Genomic DNA, 15,541 nt, shown 5'->3' with positions numbered 1-15,541 from the left:
GGACCGGCTCTGGAAAACAGTACGTAATCATTCGCTTGGGTCCACAGGTCCAAAGCCCCATAAGTTTTTCTTCGCTCTACCCATCAACTCTTTAGTCACACGTTCCTCCCCAGTAGTTATCGCGTACTTCGCCGCACCCCTTAAGATTTTCACTACATTGTCCATAACACCGTCAGAGAGATCATATATGAAACGCAACATTTCGGACTGATCTAGCCCTGATGGTTTTTGGAGCGCTAACAGCCGCTCCATCGTAGCCACAAAGTTTCTAAATTCCGAGTCATATCGCCATGACGGTAATTCGTATACTTGATACCTACGGGATAGTTGCGGATCCCCCATGAGAGCGTTATGCGCAGCTTTCGTCCCCAGTAGAATCACAGAAATATTAAAAGGATCACCGGACAAGCCTTTCAGTAACGAAAGACTTCTGAGTTGGTCATTTTTTGATGCATACAGCATTTCATGAAACTCATCGATAACTAGCGCTCTAATGCCTTTGGTTTGCAAATAAATACCTACTGCATCCGTGAGCAAATTTTTGTTATTAGCTAAACGAGGCGCCAACCCTATCGCTTCGAGTATGACCTCGGCGAACTTCATGGGCTTTAATCTTTCAGTTATCGTAATAAATACGCAAGGGAAACCTATTTGAGAGTTTCGTTTTTCCAGCTGATTCTTTATTGCAGTTTTCCCGCTTCCAGGCTCGCCACACACGAGAATGCAAGGTGCCGTAACCCGGCGAGGGGCCTGAAGCATGCATAAGATTCCATTAAGAGCTGTGCGCGATTGCGGACAGTCTATCCAAATATCTTTATCAATAGCATCGAGCCTGCTTTTGATCACCAGATATTCCGCTGGTAAAGTATTTGCCGGAAGTTCCGCCATATCATTAATCCTCGGCATTAAGTATAGTCGGCTCAGACGTGAAATCGATATCTGTTGCTATTTGCGCTTGTCCAGCACTGGAAGGTTTATCAAACAATTGGTTTACAGTATGATCTGAATAAGCCTTCTCTGCCTCACGTGCCTTTTTTGAGCGCTTTGTCTCTATAATGCTTTTTTTGACGATGCTTTCGTTGGCTTCACGTGTAGCAATAACGGAAGGCGACATTTCTTTTTTCGCGCTGAGCTGACTACTTGCAACATCAATTAGATGTTCCTCATATGTGAAGTCATCAGCAGTTACATCTGATCTGCGCAATTGAATGTATTCATCGCCAATCTTCACCCAAATGTGCCGCATTGAAAAGGGGTCGTATTTAACAACCCTCTTTTCCGGGCCTACGTGATATGTCAGCTCTGGAGCCCAATATTTTTTATTGAATAACAGAACCCCAGAAGGATGAATTACTCGCTCTTCTTCTGGCATGAAATCTAATCGAAATTTAGCCTGATCAGCGATCATCGAAACTTTCGGCGCGTCAGGATCATTGAATGCACTTGACCAGGCTTCCGCCGGAGTAATGCCTTTATTTGATTTGCCGTTTTTTTTCAGCGCACTATGTTCACTATAGTTATAAATGGCGACCTCCCCCGCGAACCACTGATTAAACTCCTTGATTGTCATTGCCGCTTTTTTCTCGCTATTGTACTTTCCTTTTTCTTTGGAGTTCGACATGGTTGTGCCGGGTAAGAAATGCACATGACTTGTCATCATCGTGCCTATATTTCGCTCGATATGCCCCCCGGTGTGCTTTTTCCCGGGCGGGCGATATTCTGTATTGATTCCGTGAAGCAAGCATGCCCTCTCGAACTTGGGGCTTCTAAATTCCTTTGCATTATCCATATGTATTATTTTGGGAACGCCATAAAATGGATGCATAACATCAGGACATCCCAGTGATTCTAGATATTTACGTTTTGGTAGCACTGCATGTGTCAATGCACATGCAACCGATAACGTTGAGGGTGCATGATAGGCAACATAAAATCCAAGTATGATCCGCGTAAAAACATCAATCAATAGCGTTACCCATGGGCGCGACAATGCTATACGGTTTTCATCATCGCACAACATGCAGTCGACACGGGTATGATCCATTTGCACCAATTCTAGCGGATGGGACAGTACCTTTTTGCCCGGCTTTGCTCCATACTTTTGGTCCGCGGACTCAGCACCATATTTAAGGCGATGTAAAGTTCTTGCACCAATCTCTTTAGCTCTTTTAACTACTGTATTTTTGGATGGTGTTCTAATTTTTAATTTTGAACACTGCAAATGCACCTCCATCCAAACTTTTACATATGTTGCAGCCGGCCCTTTGTATATTTTTTTAATGGCCGCATCAATAATACTCTCTACTTCGAGCGACATTATTTTTTGCCCGGCTTTTCTTCCACGCTTCAGAGCTATAAGTGCTTGAGGACCTATTAAAGCATCATAACTTTTTAAAAGCCTAAAAAATTTACTCCTACTTACGTCTAAAATCTTGATCGCATCCGTAACGGATATTTCTCGCGCCTTGTATCGCATTATTATAACGTGCTGCCCCCTCGCCTTCATAAGCTCTTGAATATCTACTTCATCAGTATTTGGAATCTCTTCCAACTCTAATTTACCACCATCAACTGCGGTGGTATTAGCGATTGGTAGGAATTTCAAATCCTCAATATCGACGATCACATTCTCGTGAGAGTCGATTATCTGCACTTCTACTTGGGCATTAGGCATTTCACGGACAACTCGAGCAGGTTCTCCACGAGCGACAACTATAAGATTTGGACTGAGCACCGTATGTTGCATTATCTGGGCCCTCGTTAAGATTTATCTCCTTTTGACAAACGCACGAAAATTATTCAAGCCTGTGATTACCCGTATAATTTGCATGGCTATTAGAAAATCGATTAAAATCATCGTGTTATATGATTGTCAACTGCACTGACACTATATTCCCGACGAATGGCTGAATTCGCCTATCTCCAATGGGTTAAGTGCATAAAATCATCTATCTCGGCTTTTTAAAACGATTTCCCACAGTAAAGAGTGGACAACATGACTAACTAATTATTTATACGCCGACAGCTGCATTTTCAGCCTGAGATACTTCGACAAGGTTTTTTGTCCAACTACCAACATAGATAAGGGCATTAGCACAACTTTAAGCGATATTTAGCATTGCACATGCTTGCCTGGGGCATTTAAACGGAGGACTTTAATAAGTCTAAGCACTAAGACCTAAAAGATCATTTAAAAGCGAAACCAATTTCAAGTTTATTAATTTTCCATCTTGTTTTCAGCTAGCTGGCCGCGATAAACCTATTGATTTCATCGACTTATATTAGTCTCGATTTTAAATGATGCTCACTGTAAGAAAAATAGTATGCAAGTCAGGCGGTTATCTACTTAATTTAATACTTGGCTTGAGGCGTGACTTGACGCTCCTGACAGAATCTGCGTTTCAACCGAACACTAGCAGCAAACTCTAAGTCACTGACTTTTCGTAAAATAAGCTGCCAAAGCATGCTAACGCGAGCTTAAATTATCAGAATTCGTGAGAGCTGAGAGCGTCGGTTAAAAGTGGAATCGGCTCGTACTCCGAACAGAAGCTCCACTTGAACGGGTCTATTTTGTAGAGGATGAGGCAGTCAGGTAGGACGATCAGCGTGTCAACGAGCAGATTAAAGGTGAAACTAATTTCAATTCTTTAACTTTTTAATACCACTTTCAACTGAACTTTCTAAAAAAGCTCATGCTTTCCATGGGCTTAGTGCAGGTTCCACTTTTAGCTGACGCTCACACATGATCCTCGGCTTGTCAGCTCTTTGCTCCTGCGTCAGGCTATGCGCATTTTATAGAAAAGGAATTTTCAATGTTGCCAATGGCGTTGAGTGATAAAAATCTGAAAACGTTCGTCAATATGCTGATGTCTGAAAAGTTCAAGCGCGCTGCCCTGAAGCTTGGCAAACCTGACGCCATCGACGGAAGTTGTATTGAAGTCAGCAAAATCCTGGCACCCATTTATCCCCAACTACAATGCCACCATAACTGCCGAATTCATCAGCTCAATAATCAAGGTGATGTGATTTACGGCTGGAATTTGCTGACCGGCATGATCGAGGGCGATCTCTATTGCGTCGCCCAGCATCATGCAATCTGGAAAAAAAATGGCCAATGCCTGGACGTCACACCAGAGGCAAATCCCGCGATTACGAAAATCACCTTCCTACCCGATAACCGGCTGCAAATTGGCCACGGCATTACGATTAGTATCCCACCCTTGTTTGTTTGGGGTGCGGCTGGTGCCGTTTGGGCGAACGGCATCAAGAACAACAGCCCTATGAAAAGCTACTACTTCGAGACCAATTACCACAGTTCGGCGTCGGCAATAAGTGCGTTGAAATTGTCTCCTCCTTGACGCCTTTGATCTCTCGCCCATTATAACTAAACTAAATATCCCTTTAGTTTAGTTATAAATAGAGGTCAGTTTTTACAGCTTGAAATTGGGATCTGTGAGCGGCTATACCGGTTGGCGTTGCGCTGCTGTTTGCTGACCCACTTTGCGCTCATGGCCCTGACGCAAACGTAACGCTGCAATCGCCGCGATCACCAGGATGACCGCTACGATCTTCATGCCATTCATTGCATTGCCGGTACTTTGCTCGATCACCCCCATTACTGAGGGGCCGACGAAACCGCCCAGCAGACCGCACGAGTTGACGAATCCCAACCCGCCTGCAAGCGCTGCGCCCTTCAGTCGCGAAGCCGGGTACAAAAAGATGATCGACTGCACGACGAAGAACATCACCGCTGAAAGACAGAAACCCAGCAGGCTGATCACCGGTCCTGCCAGTGAGGCGATCCCCAGTCCTGCGGCCATTGTCAGCAACCCTGCTACCAACATTTGCCGGGAACGCGCGGGCGTTGTGGCAAATCTGGGCAGTGCTATAGCGCCTGCCGCTGCCGCCAGCCAAGGCAGCGACGTCAGCAATCCGACTTGCAGGGTGCTCAAGTCACCGTATTTACCGATGATGCCAGGCAGGAAAAAGATCACTGTGTAGACCGTGATCTGGTGACAGAAGTAGACAAGGATCGCCAACAGAATCTGCGGCGTCAGGCATTGCTTGAACGAGTGACCACTTCCACCGGCGCCCTCCTCCGATTCGGCGGCCAGCATCCGCTCGATCTGCTCGGCTTCAGCGGCACTCAGCCACGGTGCCTTGTTTGGACGGTCCGGCAGTTTTTTCCAGACCACCATGGCGAAGAACACGGCCGGCAGACCTTCAAGCATGAACATCCACTGCCAGCCACGCCAGCCCCAGACGCCGTCCAGTTGCATGAGCGCGGCGCCCAGCGGCCCGCCAATAATGTTGGCAAAGCACACCCCCAACAGAAAATAGCCGGTAGCTCGGGCCCGTTGTTCGCGGCCGAACCAGTACGTCAGGTACAGCATCACGCCAGGGAACAGGCCCGCTTCGGCGATACCCAGCAGCAGGCGCAATACATAGAACGACGTTTCGCCTTGAACAAAAGCCATCGCCGCAGAGATCAAACCCCAAGTGACCATGATCCGCGCAATCCAGAACCGCGCGCCGACCTTGTGCATGATCAGGTTGCTGGGCACTTCCGAAAGCGCGTACGTCAGAAAAAACAATCCGGCTCCCAGCCCGTAAGCGGCAGCGGAAATGCCCAGATCAACGTCCAGGTGATGCTTGGCCAGGGCTATGTTGGTCCGATCAAGAAAGCTCAGTACGTAGGCCGCGATCAGTAACGGCATGAGTTTTACGAACATCAGTTTGTTCAGCGTCGCTGAATCCCGGGGTGCAGAAAGCGCGTTGGATTTAGTTGTTATTGTCATTGAACTCACCTTTTCGAGTATTCATGAGCGTGTCTCGAACGCGGGAGTTCGGGACAGGCAAGGGTCACAGGCTCGGCTGCGCTGCCAGTGATTCAGGTCGGTGGGAAAACAGCTGCAGAAACGCGCCACCCAGGGCGCAGCCCGCCATCACGAAGAAGCACACGGTGTAGCCGCTGAGGCTGGTCCAACCGCCGCCCAGGCTGATCAATGTCCCCATCAAGACCGGAGCAACGCCGCCGCCGATGAACATGGCGGTGGTAATGATGCCGTTGGCTGTCGACGTAGCAGAAGGCTGCGCAGAATCGGAGGCGACCGCGTAATAGATCGGCCAGACGGCATTGGCCACCAGACCGAACAGCAACTGCACGACGATGATGATCAACGTGGTATTGGCGAAGTAGAACGCACCGACGCTGGCCGCCATCCACAACCCACAGATAATCAGCGTCACGCGTCGACCGATGATGTCCGACAGCGACGGCCAGATCAGTTGTCCCAGGATGCCGGTCAGGGTGAACACCACGCTCATCCCCGCCGATTCGGCCAACGACAGGTTAAGAATGTTGTACAGATACGCTGGCAGTACGATGTTTACGCCCATATACACGACCTGCGTCAGCATTGTATTGCCGGCCGTCAGCGCGATATTTCGATTGCCGAGCGTCGCCTTGAAAGTCTTCCATGCATGGCCTTTGACGTTGGTCGACGGCGTGCTGTCCGGGGCTGTCATGCCTTTGGCAGCGATATCGACGTACAGCTGGGTGATGCGCTCGGCAGTTGAATACCGCGCCCAGAAGATCATCAGCGGCAGCGCAACCACGAAGGCGAAGAAGAATACATAGCGCCAGTTTTCCTCACCGAAAGTGGTGATCACGAAGCTGGCGACAATGCCACTGAGCAGCGCACCGATGGGATAACCCGTGTGGTGTGCGCCAAGGGCAAACCCGCGACGCTCCACCGGCCACCACTCGGCGGTGTTGCTGACGCCGACCGGTTCACCCCAGCCTGCGCCCAGATTCACCCCAACCCGCAAGGCGATAAAACTTGCCAGGCTGCCACTCAAGCCCTTGAAACCGGAAAGAAATGAAAGTGCGGTGTAGCCCAGTACCAGCGGCACCTGGAAGCGCGCCCGTTTCCAGCCGCCGCCGTAGCGGTCACTCCAGATCGAGCCCGGAATATCCAGTACGGCCAACGCGAGCATAACGACAGTTGCGACTGTGCCCCACTCGTCCGCCGACAAATCGAAATGCTTGGAAATCGTCGGGCCCAAGCGCAACACAATCTCGCGATCGTAGGCATTGAGAATCCAGATCATCCAGCACACCAACAACGACACCCACGAAAATCGATGAATCTTGCCCAGCGATGCATTCTTATTATTTGGCATGGGAAATCTCCAGGCGTGCTGCACACGCCTCGTCGAGAAAGGGTCCAGTTGTCCTTAACGGTCCGGTTCAGCCTGTTGACGGGTCAACTGGCAAAGCGCTGCTCCGCGATGCCCTTCACGCCCAGCCCGGTGACGGCGAACAAGGCGCCGCGTTGCTGGCCATCTGTGGGGAAGCGCGGCAACGGTGGCTTGGCCATGGAGGTGACAAACAGCGTGTCCAGATTCGGCCCGCCAAAGGTCAGGCTGGTGACTTTCTTCACCGGCATATCAATGACTCGATCCACCTGCCCGTCCGGCGTGTAGCGCACCAGTTTTCCGGCGTATACCAATGCCTGCCACAGACAGCCTTCGGCATCCACGGTGCAGCCATCCGCCGCGCCGCCGCCTGATGTGTCGACGCTGGCCAAGGTACGTCGATTGGCGACCGCGCCGGTGGCATTGTTGTAGTCATAGGCCCAGATCTCCCCGGACCAGGTGTCGGCGAAGTAAAAGATCTCGCCGTTCGGGCTCCAGCACGGGCCGTTGGAAACGATGATGCCTTCATCCAATGTATGCAGACTCAGGTCGGGGTCGAGGCGATACAGTTTGGCGCTGGCCTGATCTTCCTGAGTGTCCATTGAGCCAACGATAAACCGCCCCTGCCGATCAACCTTGCCGTCGTTGAGTCGGTTGTTCGGCCGCTCCGGTTCCGGGTTGACGATCAGTTCGAGATCGCCGGTCGGCAAGTCGAGGTTGTAGAGCCCGTTCTGCAAGGCCACGATTGCCGCGTCGCCATTCTTGCGCAAGGCCATGGAGCCGATTTTCTGGCTGACATCCCAGGCACGCAGTTCTCGCCCGTCATCCGTGCAGCGAAGCACTCGGCCGTCGAAACTGTCGATCCAGTACAGACGCTGCTGTTCGACATCCCAGACCGGACCTTCACCCAGCGTGGTCTTCACGTCGACAACGATTTCGATACGCATTTTTCACCTCTGTTTTGTTGTTATTGAGATGACACGTTTTGCCCGCTAACAGCAGGCGCCGACCAACTGGTCAGCGCCCTTACGGAAGCGCTACTAAAAGTCGACCTTGTCCTTGCCCTTGAGGTCGAGCATTTCCCGAGCCTCATCCGGGGTCGCCACGCGCGCACCCAGAGCTTCGATGACCGTGCGAATCCGCTGGACCTGATCGGCGTTGGACGCTGCCAGCTTGCCCGGTCCGTCCCATAGCGAATCCTCAAGACCGACGCGCACATGGCTGCCCATCGACAGGCCCATGGTGCCCAGCGGAATCTGATTGCGACCGGCACCGAGAATCGACCATTGATAAGCGTCGCCGAACAGGCGATCAGCCGTACGACGCATGTGCGCCAGGTCCTCAGGATGTCCGCCGATGCCGCCCCGCAGACCGAACACCGACTGAATGAAAATCGGCGCCTTGAGCAACCCGCGCTGCAGGAAGTGCGCGGCGGTGTACAGGTGGCCGATGTCGTAGCATTCGATTTCAAAGCGGGTGCGATTCTCGGCACAGGCGTTGAGGATGTGGGCGATATCGCGGAAGGTATTGCGGAAGATCCGGTCGTCACTCTCGGCGAGGTACGGTCGTTCCCAGTCGTGTTTGAACTCGGTAAACCGATCAAGCATTTCGTACAGCCCGAAGTTCATCGACCCCATATTCAGCGACGCCAACTCCGGCTTGAGTTGCGCCACAGGCTGCAAGCGTTCTTCCACGCCCATGGTCGGCGCACCGCCGGTGGTGATGTTGATCACCACATCACTCTTGGCCTTTATTTGCGGCAAGAACTGACGGAACAGATCAACATCCTGACTAGGCCGCCCATCAACAGGATCGCGAGCATGCAGGTGAACAATCGATGCACCGGCCTCGGCGGCACCGATGGCTGCGTCGGCAATTTCCTGTGGTGTGATCGGCAAATGTGGCGACATCGAAGGCGTATGAATAGCGCCGGTGACTGCGCAAGTGATGATGATCGGGCGTTTTTTGGACATGAGTCTTCTCCATTCTTGTTCTTGGCGAGAAAGGTGTTGAGCTGCCGTTGTTGCAATAGGGTCGAGACGCTTAGAGGTACTCGACGTTGCCATCCACGCTGATAGCCTGGCCGGTCACGTTGCGTGCTGCGGGTGAGCACAAAAACAGCGCCATGGCGGCAACGTCCTCGGCGGTGACCATGCGTTTGAGCGAGATCTTTTTCAGGTATTCCTCACGCATCTCGGCCTCGGGAACGTTCATCTGCTCAGCGCGGGCGCGAATCACGCCGTCCATGCGCGGCCCTTCGACGATACCGGGCAGCAAGGCGTTGACGCGGATGTCGCTTTCACCCAGCTCGGACGCCAGGGATTTCATCAGGCCAACGATGGCCCATTTGGTCGCGGCGTAAGGAGTACGCCAGGCGTAACCCAAGCGGCCGGCCACCGACGCGATGTGAATCAGATGCGCGTTGGGGGACGCCTTGAGCAGCGGCACCGCGTGGTGAGCAAAGCGATACTGAGCCGTAAGGTTGATGTCGATGGTGCTCTGCCATTCTTTATCGGTGATCGCATCGATGCCAGCAGTCGGACCTGCGATCCCGGCGTTGTTGATCAGCACATCCAGGCCGCCGAACTGTTCGCGTTGAACCTTGAACACCGCTTCGATCTGCGCCGGGTCTGCAACGTCGGCGCGGGTGGCAACGCTGTTCGGGTAACGGTCCCGGAACGCGGCAATGGCCGCTTCGCTGACATCACACACATGCACCTTGGCGCCTGCTTCCATGTAGGCCGCCGCCAGGACTTCGCCAATCCCGGCTGCGCCGCCGGAAATCAGTACGCGCAGGCCGGTGTAGGGAATCAGTCGATTGAGAACGCTCATGCTTTTTTAACTCCTGAGACAGGCGACCTTGAACGGTCGCTCTTGACGATCAGGCGCACCAGGGAGTCGGCGGCCTGCATGATGTCGTCGGTCACTGCTGCCCGAGCCGCCGGCCCATCCCGCGCGACCAGAGCAGCGACGATGCGGTTGTGCGCCTCCATCGAGCGTTGAAGGTGCGCTTTATCCGGTGCCACCAGCGCAAAACACGGGCCAATGTGCAGCCAGAAATTCTCCACGGCGGCGATGGTCAGCTCAGCGTCGGCAACGGCGTAGATGCGTCGGTGGAAGGCAAAGTTGGTCCACAGATAACGGGCCACGTCGACGCTGTCGGCGGCGTCCTGCATCTGGTTGCACAACTGGATGATTTCCTTGAGGTCGACATCCTTGATCAGAAGCACCGCCTTCTCGGCCAGCAAGCCTTCGAGAGCGACCCGCGCATCGCGGATTTCTCGCAGCCGCTCGGGGGTCATCATGCGAACACGCAGGCGGGAGGTTTCGGTGACTTCGAAGGCGTTCTCTGCACTGAGGCGATTGAGTGCTTCACGTACCGGCATCGGGCTGGAACCCAGCGCTTCGGCGAGGCCGCGAATGGTCAGCTTCTGGCCCGGCTGAAAGCGGCCGCTCATAAGCGCTTCGCGGATCTGCCGGTAAACCTGATCCTGCAGGGTATCGCGAGAAACCTGGCGCATGGCGGGCAGGAGGATCGGTCGATCGGTCATGAGAATGCTCACATTTAAGGTTCTTGTGCACTCAATATGTGATCACAAATAACATATGTCAAATTGTTTTTAGCGCTCTGGTTGCCGGCAATTGCCCGCCAGAAACGGCTGATCCCTTGGTCGGTGCGTGACTACGCGCAGATGCGCACTCGCAAATCCACTCTGGCGAGATTCAACTAGACTTTAAACAGAGCCAAAAAATGACTCTCCCGGAGGGTCAAGTGAACACCCGCTGTTTTCTTGTTGCGATGCTGCTGGCCATAAGCACATCGCTGTTTGCAGCCGACGCCGTCGTGCTGATAGCCCCCAACCCTGTCGGGATCTGGCTGATCACCTTTGGCGTTGCGTTTCTGATCGCCGAAGCGGCCGTACCCAACTACGGCGTGATCGGGCTGGGCGGGATCGTGATGTTTGTCGTTGGCGCAATCATTCTGAACAACACCGAGGTTCCCGCGCCCTTGATAGTCGGGCTGGGGCTGATCAGCGCACTGTTGCTGGCATTCCTGCTGATCCGTGCGTTGAAGACCCGACCGCGCCACACCGTCAGCGGGGATGCCGGACTGCTGGGCAGCGTAACCCCGATCACCCGATTGCAAACGGGCGATGTCTACAGCGGCTGGGTGCTCCTGCAAGGTGAGCATTGGCAGGTGCTCAGCGCTACGCCGCTACAAACGGGGCAGCGGGTCAAAGTGACGGCGCGCAAGGGACTATTGCTGGAAGTGACCGCTGCTGAAATGGCACTGGATGGAGATTGATCATGGGCCTGCAATTGGGTTTTGTCGCGCTGCTCCTGCTGGCGATTGTGTTGGCCGCAGGTGCCTTTCGCATCCTGCGCGAATACGAGCGTGGCGTGGTATTCCAGCTCGGACGCTTCTGGCAGGTCAAAGGCCCCGGTCTGATCCTGCTCATTCCGGTGGTCCAGCAGATGGTCAGGGTCGATCTGCGCACGGTGGTGCTGGATATCCCTACGCAAGACGTCATCACCCGGGACAACGTTTCAGTCAAGGTCAATGCCGTGCTGTACTTTCGCGTTCTGGATCCCCAGAAAGCCATCATTCAGGTCGAAGATTTTCTCATGGCCACCAGTCAACTGGCTCAGACCACTCTGCGGGCGGTGCTGGGTAAGCATGAACTCGATGAATTGCTGGCTGAACGGGAACGCCTGAACTTCGACATTCAGCAAGTCCTTGATGCCCAGACTGATGCGTGGGGTATCAAGGTCGCGAACGTTGAGATCAAACACGTCGATCTCAACGAATCGATGATCCGCGCCATCGCCAGACAGGCCGAAGCCGAACGGGAGCGCCGGGCCAAGGTCATTCACGCTGAAGGCGAATTGCAGGCGTCGGAAAAACTCATGCAAGCTGCCGAAATGCTTGGCCGACAACCTGGCGCCATGCAACTGCGCTATATGCAAACCCTCAGTTCCATTGCCGGGGACAAGAGTTCGACCATCGTCTTTCCGTTGCCTATTGAATTGCTCAAGGGCATGGCAGACCTCTCATCCGGAGAGTTTGGCCACGGTAAATCCTGATGCTGGAAACCTCGTCAGACAACCGTGGGTTATAAGCTGCGCAGCAAGCTTATAACCCACCCAAGACCCTTACTGTCCAGCGCGAACCTTGGCGATTTGGTCGTACATCATTTTCACCAGACTGCTATCCAGCTCTTTGGAGAACTTCTCGATAACCGGCTGCACACGCTCACGAAAACGGTCTTTCTCTTCGGGTGTAATGTCGTTCACCGCGACGTGTTTTTCGAGATTGCCTCGCGCGTTGCCCATACTCGTCGCAGTGACCTCGCGCTGGTATTCCTGAGCTTTTGCCGCTGCATCTTTTATCAGCGCCTTTTCATCATCATTAAGACGATCCCAGGTTTTCTTGCCGATGATGAAAGACTGAGGATTGAAGATGTGGCCAGTCACCGACAGATACTTTTGCACTTCGTAGAACTTGCTGCCTTCGATCACCGTAAACGGATTTTCCTGGCCATCAATGGTGTGCTGCTCCAGGCCGGTATACACCTCCGGGAACGCCATTGGGACAGGGTTGGCGCCCAGCGCGGAGAACGTTTCCAGATAGATCGGCGATTGAATTACCCGGATTTTCAGGCCTTGCATGTCTTCGAGCTTGTTAATCGGATGCTTGCTGTTGGTGATGTTACGAAAACCAAGGTCCCAGTAACCCAGGCTGATCAGCCCTTTGCTGTCCAGTTGCGCGGCCAGCTTCTGACCTACCGGGCCATCGATCACCGCGTGAGCTTCTTCGACATTGTTGAACAGGAATGGGAAGTCCAGCATCGCAAAGTCCTTGGCCTGGGCAGCCAGGATGCCGGAGTTAAGCACGGTCAGGTCCAGCGTACCGCCCTGCAATGCGGACACGGTTTGCACATCGCCGCCCAGGGTGCCACCCGGAAAAAGACGCACTTTGATCTTGCCGCCGCTGCTCTCGGTCAGCAGGTCGGCAAACTTCTGCGCGCCCTGCCCTTGCGGGTGTTCTTTGACGTTCTGGAACGCAAAGCGCAGGGTTCGCTCTCGAATTTCCGCAGCGTTGCTGGTCATGCTGCCCAGCAACAGACTCGTTGCACAGGCTCCCGCCAGCAGGGATTTGATGATTTTTTGCATATCACTCTCCATATTGTTTTTAGAAGTCGGGTTACTGGGATGCTCACCGGCATCACCCGGTGAAAAACTTCAACGGCACGAGAACCAGCGAAGGAAACAGCACAAGCAGAAACAGCACAACGAACTGGGCCAGCATGAACGGCCAGACACCCCGGATGATCTCGTCCATACCTATCTTCGAGACACCACACACGACATTGAGCACCGTACCGACGGGGGGCGTGATCAAGCCAATGGCGCAGTTGATTAAAAACAGTACGCCGAAGTAGACCGGATCAATGCCTGCCATGACGACGGCCGGCATCAACACCGGAGTCAGCAGCAGGATGGTCGGGGTCATGTCCATCGCCGTGCCGACCAGAATCACCAGCAGCATGATGACCATCAACAACATGGTCGGGTTATCCATGAAGGGTTCGAGTACCCCCGCCAGTTGTTCAGGCAACTCGGCGATGGTCACCAGCCACGACGACACCATGGCCGCCGCCACCAGAAACATGACCACCGATGTGGTCTTTGCCGAAGCCAGAATCAGCTCATACAGTTGGTTGATCTTCAGCTCGCGGTAGATCACCAGCGACACGAACAGCGCATAAACCGCCGCAACCACGGCCGCCTCGGTGGGGGTAAAGATGCCGAACTTCAGGCCAAAAACGATGATCAGCGGCAAGCCCAGCGCCCAGCTGCCTTCGACCAAGGCCCGCATGATCTGCGCCAGGCTCTGTTTGGCAGGTGGTGCAATGTTCTCGCGGCGGGAAACAAACCACCAGGCGACGGCGAGCGCGACGCCGAGCATGAGTCCCGGCACGATTCCGGCGAGAAACAGCTTGCTGATCGATACGCCGGAAGCGACGCCGAAGACGATGAACCCGATGCTCGGCGGAATCACCGGCGCGATGATCCCGCCCGCAGCGATGAGGCCTGCTGAATGCGCGCGGTTATGCCCGGCCTGCACCATCATCGGCACCAGCAACGCGGCCAGCGCGGCCGCATCGGCCACCGCCGAGCCTGACAAGGACGCCAGCAGGCACGAGGCAATGATTGCCACATAGCCCAGGCCGCCGCGCTTGTGGCCGACTAACGCCATGGCGATGTTGACAATGCGTTTGGACAAGCCGCCGGCATTCATGATCTCGCCAGCCAGCATGAAGAACGGCACCGCCATCAACGGGAAACTGTCCGCGCCGTTGAGCAGGTTCTGCGCGATGATCTGAGCATCGAACAGATCCAGTTGCAGCATCAGGGCGACACTGACCAGCAACAAGGCAAAGGCGATCGGGATACCCAGGGCCATGGTGCCGACCAGCGAACCAAGGAAAATGGCCAGAGTCATGGGTGAGTTCTCTTGGTGGTGGACTGCTGCTTCTGGAGAGCGTCGATCTCCTGCGCTGCGTCACTGTCCCTGACCATCACCAACTCGTCATCGCCCAGCTTGTCGCTGACCACCAGGTACAACTCATACAAGAGAATTGCGCCGGCGCTGGCGCCAAACACCAGGCCCGCGGCATAGAACAGCGCCATGGACAACCCTGACGCGGGCGCGACGACCTCCAGGTTGATGACTGCCTGCTGCCAACTGCCAATGAACACCAGCCAGCAGATATAAAGCATCAAGACATGACCGATCACCAGGCAAATGCGCTTGCCGCCAGGGGGCAAACGCCTGACCAGACTGTCCAGGCCCATATGCGCGCGATCTTTCAGCGCGACCAGCGAGCCGAGAAAAATCATCCAGACAAAAAACCAGCGCGACAGCTCTTCAGAAACGCTGATCCCTGAGTTGAACGCATAACGCAGTATCACGTTGCCGAAGACCAGCACGATCATCGCGATCATGCACAGCACAATCAGCAACTTCAGAAGTTTGAAATACAGAGCAACGATTCTTGTCATTGTCTACCTCGAAATACCCCGGAACCGAAACGTTTAACGCGACGCCGCAAAGGCAAAACAGGTCTGACTCCCGTGGATGCCTGTGCCCTTATGGCTGCGTTAAAACAAAGCTGCGGGCAAACGACGGCCTCGCGAAACGGGCTGCGTGGTAGAACGCGGAGCAGATGGAGAAAATGAGAAGCGAGCAATACCTGCTGCATGGGAGGGCCTCTGTCTATTTTTATTGTTTTCCTGGCGATGACGACCAAGGTTTGAGGTTAAAAATGTACTAACT

14 protein-coding genes are annotated in these 15,541 nt (G+C 53.9%); 3 read left to right on the top strand and 11 right to left on the bottom strand.

The features are described 5' to 3' along the window. Positions 1 to 27 precede the first annotated feature (27 nt). Complete coding sequence (locus tag AFK24_RS30205) at positions 28 to 888, bottom strand: TniB family NTP-binding protein (RefSeq protein ID WP_080482288.1); 861 nt, start codon at positions 886 to 888, stop codon at positions 28 to 30. A 4-nt stretch (positions 889 to 892) separates the two neighbouring features. After that, positions 893 to 2,746: a Mu transposase C-terminal domain-containing protein gene (locus AFK24_RS24720; protein ID WP_080482287.1), complete on the bottom strand. Its 1,854-nt coding sequence runs from the start codon at positions 2,744 to 2,746 to the stop codon at positions 893 to 895. Positions 2,747 to 3,812: 1,066 nt separating this feature from the next. Here AFK24_RS24720 and AFK24_RS24715 point away from each other — a divergent pair. Continuing rightward, positions 3,813 to 4,358 (top strand): hypothetical protein, encoded by a 546-nt coding sequence (locus AFK24_RS24715; protein WP_065835725.1) that lies wholly within the window; start codon positions 3,813 to 3,815, stop codon positions 4,356 to 4,358. A gap of 102 nt (positions 4,359 to 4,460) precedes the next feature. Here the strand turns inward: AFK24_RS24715 and AFK24_RS24710 are convergent, their stop codons facing one another. From AFK24_RS24710 to AFK24_RS24685, 6 genes are all read right to left on the bottom strand, one after another. Further along, a complete protein-coding gene (locus AFK24_RS24710; RefSeq protein WP_065835724.1) occupies positions 4,461 to 5,798 on the bottom strand; it encodes an MFS transporter in 1,338 nt (445 codons plus the stop codon). A 64-nt stretch (positions 5,799 to 5,862) separates the two neighbouring features. Then, positions 5,863 to 7,185, bottom strand: a complete 1,323-nt coding sequence (locus tag AFK24_RS24705; RefSeq protein ID WP_065835723.1) for an MFS transporter — start codon at positions 7,183 to 7,185, stop codon at positions 5,863 to 5,865. Positions 7,186 to 7,268: 83 nt separating this feature from the next. Then, on the bottom strand, positions 7,269 to 8,147 hold the full coding sequence (locus AFK24_RS24700; RefSeq protein ID WP_065835722.1) for an SMP-30/gluconolactonase/LRE family protein: 879 nt from the start codon (positions 8,145 to 8,147) through the stop codon (positions 7,269 to 7,271). Positions 8,148 to 8,240: 93 nt separating this feature from the next. After that, a complete protein-coding gene (locus tag AFK24_RS24695) occupies positions 8,241 to 9,173 on the bottom strand; it encodes a 3-keto-5-aminohexanoate cleavage protein (protein WP_065835721.1) in 933 nt (310 codons plus the stop codon). Between the two features lie 70 nt (positions 9,174 to 9,243). After that, on the bottom strand, positions 9,244 to 10,032 hold the full coding sequence (locus tag AFK24_RS24690) for an SDR family oxidoreductase (protein WP_065835720.1): 789 nt from the start codon (positions 10,030 to 10,032) through the stop codon (positions 9,244 to 9,246). Then, positions 10,029 to 10,751: a GntR family transcriptional regulator gene (locus AFK24_RS24685; protein ID WP_065835719.1), complete on the bottom strand. Its 723-nt coding sequence runs from the start codon at positions 10,749 to 10,751 to the stop codon at positions 10,029 to 10,031. Before AFK24_RS24685 ends, AFK24_RS24690 begins: the two co-directional genes overlap by 4 nt. Positions 10,752 to 10,972: 221 nt before the next feature. Here AFK24_RS24685 and AFK24_RS24680 point away from each other — a divergent pair, with 221 nt between their 5' ends. Together AFK24_RS24680 and AFK24_RS24675 are read left to right on the top strand one after the other, a co-directional pair. Then, positions 10,973 to 11,506 carry an NfeD family protein gene (locus AFK24_RS24680; RefSeq protein WP_065835718.1) on the top strand — a complete coding sequence of 178 codons (534 nt, stop codon included), beginning with the start codon at positions 10,973 to 10,975 and terminating at the stop codon, positions 11,504 to 11,506. A gap of 2 nt (positions 11,507 to 11,508) precedes the next feature. Further along, a complete protein-coding gene (locus AFK24_RS24675) occupies positions 11,509 to 12,285 on the top strand; it encodes a slipin family protein (protein WP_065835717.1) in 777 nt (258 codons plus the stop codon). 69 nt (positions 12,286 to 12,354) lie between these two features. On the opposite strand, the gene AFK24_RS24670 is transcribed toward AFK24_RS24675, so the two are convergent. The 3 genes from AFK24_RS24670 to AFK24_RS24660 are packed head-to-tail and all read right to left on the bottom strand — an operon-like array spanning position 12,355 to position 15,267. After that, entirely contained in the window at positions 12,355 to 13,374 is a 1,020-nt protein-coding gene (locus AFK24_RS24670) for a TRAP transporter substrate-binding protein (RefSeq protein WP_065835716.1), read from the bottom strand. Between the two features lie 52 nt (positions 13,375 to 13,426). Continuing rightward, positions 13,427 to 14,707, bottom strand: coding sequence for a TRAP transporter large permease subunit (locus AFK24_RS24665; RefSeq protein WP_065835715.1), 1,281 nt, complete (start codon positions 14,705 to 14,707; stop codon positions 13,427 to 13,429). Then, a complete protein-coding gene (locus AFK24_RS24660; protein WP_065835714.1) occupies positions 14,704 to 15,267 on the bottom strand; it encodes a TRAP transporter small permease in 564 nt (187 codons plus the stop codon). The genes AFK24_RS24665 and AFK24_RS24660 overlap by 4 nt, the downstream gene beginning before the upstream one ends. Positions 15,268 to 15,541: the final 274 nt, after the last annotated feature.

The sequence above is a fragment of the Pseudomonas syringae genome, assembly GCF_001698815.1.
In the GTDB taxonomy this organism is placed as follows: domain Bacteria; phylum Pseudomonadota; class Gammaproteobacteria; order Pseudomonadales; family Pseudomonadaceae; genus Aquipseudomonas; species Aquipseudomonas syringae_A.
The sequence above is the reverse complement of the archived record's forward strand: the minus strand, read 5'-3'. Positions and strand labels throughout refer to the sequence as shown.

Coding starts and splice junctions, on each gene's coding strand:
- AFK24_RS30205 (WP_080482288.1), bottom strand. CDS start 888: ATGGCGGAACTTCCGGCAAATACTTTACCAGCGGAATATCTGGTGATC.
- AFK24_RS24720 (WP_080482287.1), bottom strand. CDS start 2,746: ATGCAACATACGGTGCTCAGTCCAAATCTTATAGTTGTCGCTCGTGGA.
- AFK24_RS24715 (WP_065835725.1), top strand. CDS start 3,813: ATGTTGCCAATGGCGTTGAGTGATAAAAATCTGAAAACGTTCGTCAAT.
- AFK24_RS24710 (WP_065835724.1), bottom strand. CDS start 5,798: ATGACAATAACAACTAAATCCAACGCGCTTTCTGCACCCCGGGATTCA.
- AFK24_RS24705 (WP_065835723.1), bottom strand. CDS start 7,185: ATGCCAAATAATAAGAATGCATCGCTGGGCAAGATTCATCGATTTTCG.
- AFK24_RS24700 (WP_065835722.1), bottom strand. CDS start 8,147: ATGCGTATCGAAATCGTTGTCGACGTGAAGACCACGCTGGGTGAAGGT.
- AFK24_RS24695 (WP_065835721.1), bottom strand. CDS start 9,173: ATGTCCAAAAAACGCCCGATCATCATCACTTGCGCAGTCACCGGCGCT.
- AFK24_RS24690 (WP_065835720.1), bottom strand. CDS start 10,032: ATGAGCGTTCTCAATCGACTGATTCCCTACACCGGCCTGCGCGTACTG.
- AFK24_RS24685 (WP_065835719.1), bottom strand. CDS start 10,751: ATGACCGATCGACCGATCCTCCTGCCCGCCATGCGCCAGGTTTCTCGC.
- AFK24_RS24675 (WP_065835717.1), top strand. CDS start 11,509: ATGGGCCTGCAATTGGGTTTTGTCGCGCTGCTCCTGCTGGCGATTGTG.
- AFK24_RS24670 (WP_065835716.1), bottom strand. CDS start 13,374: ATGCAAAAAATCATCAAATCCCTGCTGGCGGGAGCCTGTGCAACGAGT.
- AFK24_RS24665 (WP_065835715.1), bottom strand. CDS start 14,707: ATGACTCTGGCCATTTTCCTTGGTTCGCTGGTCGGCACCATGGCCCTG.
- AFK24_RS24660 (WP_065835714.1), bottom strand. CDS start 15,267: ATGACAAGAATCGTTGCTCTGTATTTCAAACTTCTGAAGTTGCTGATT.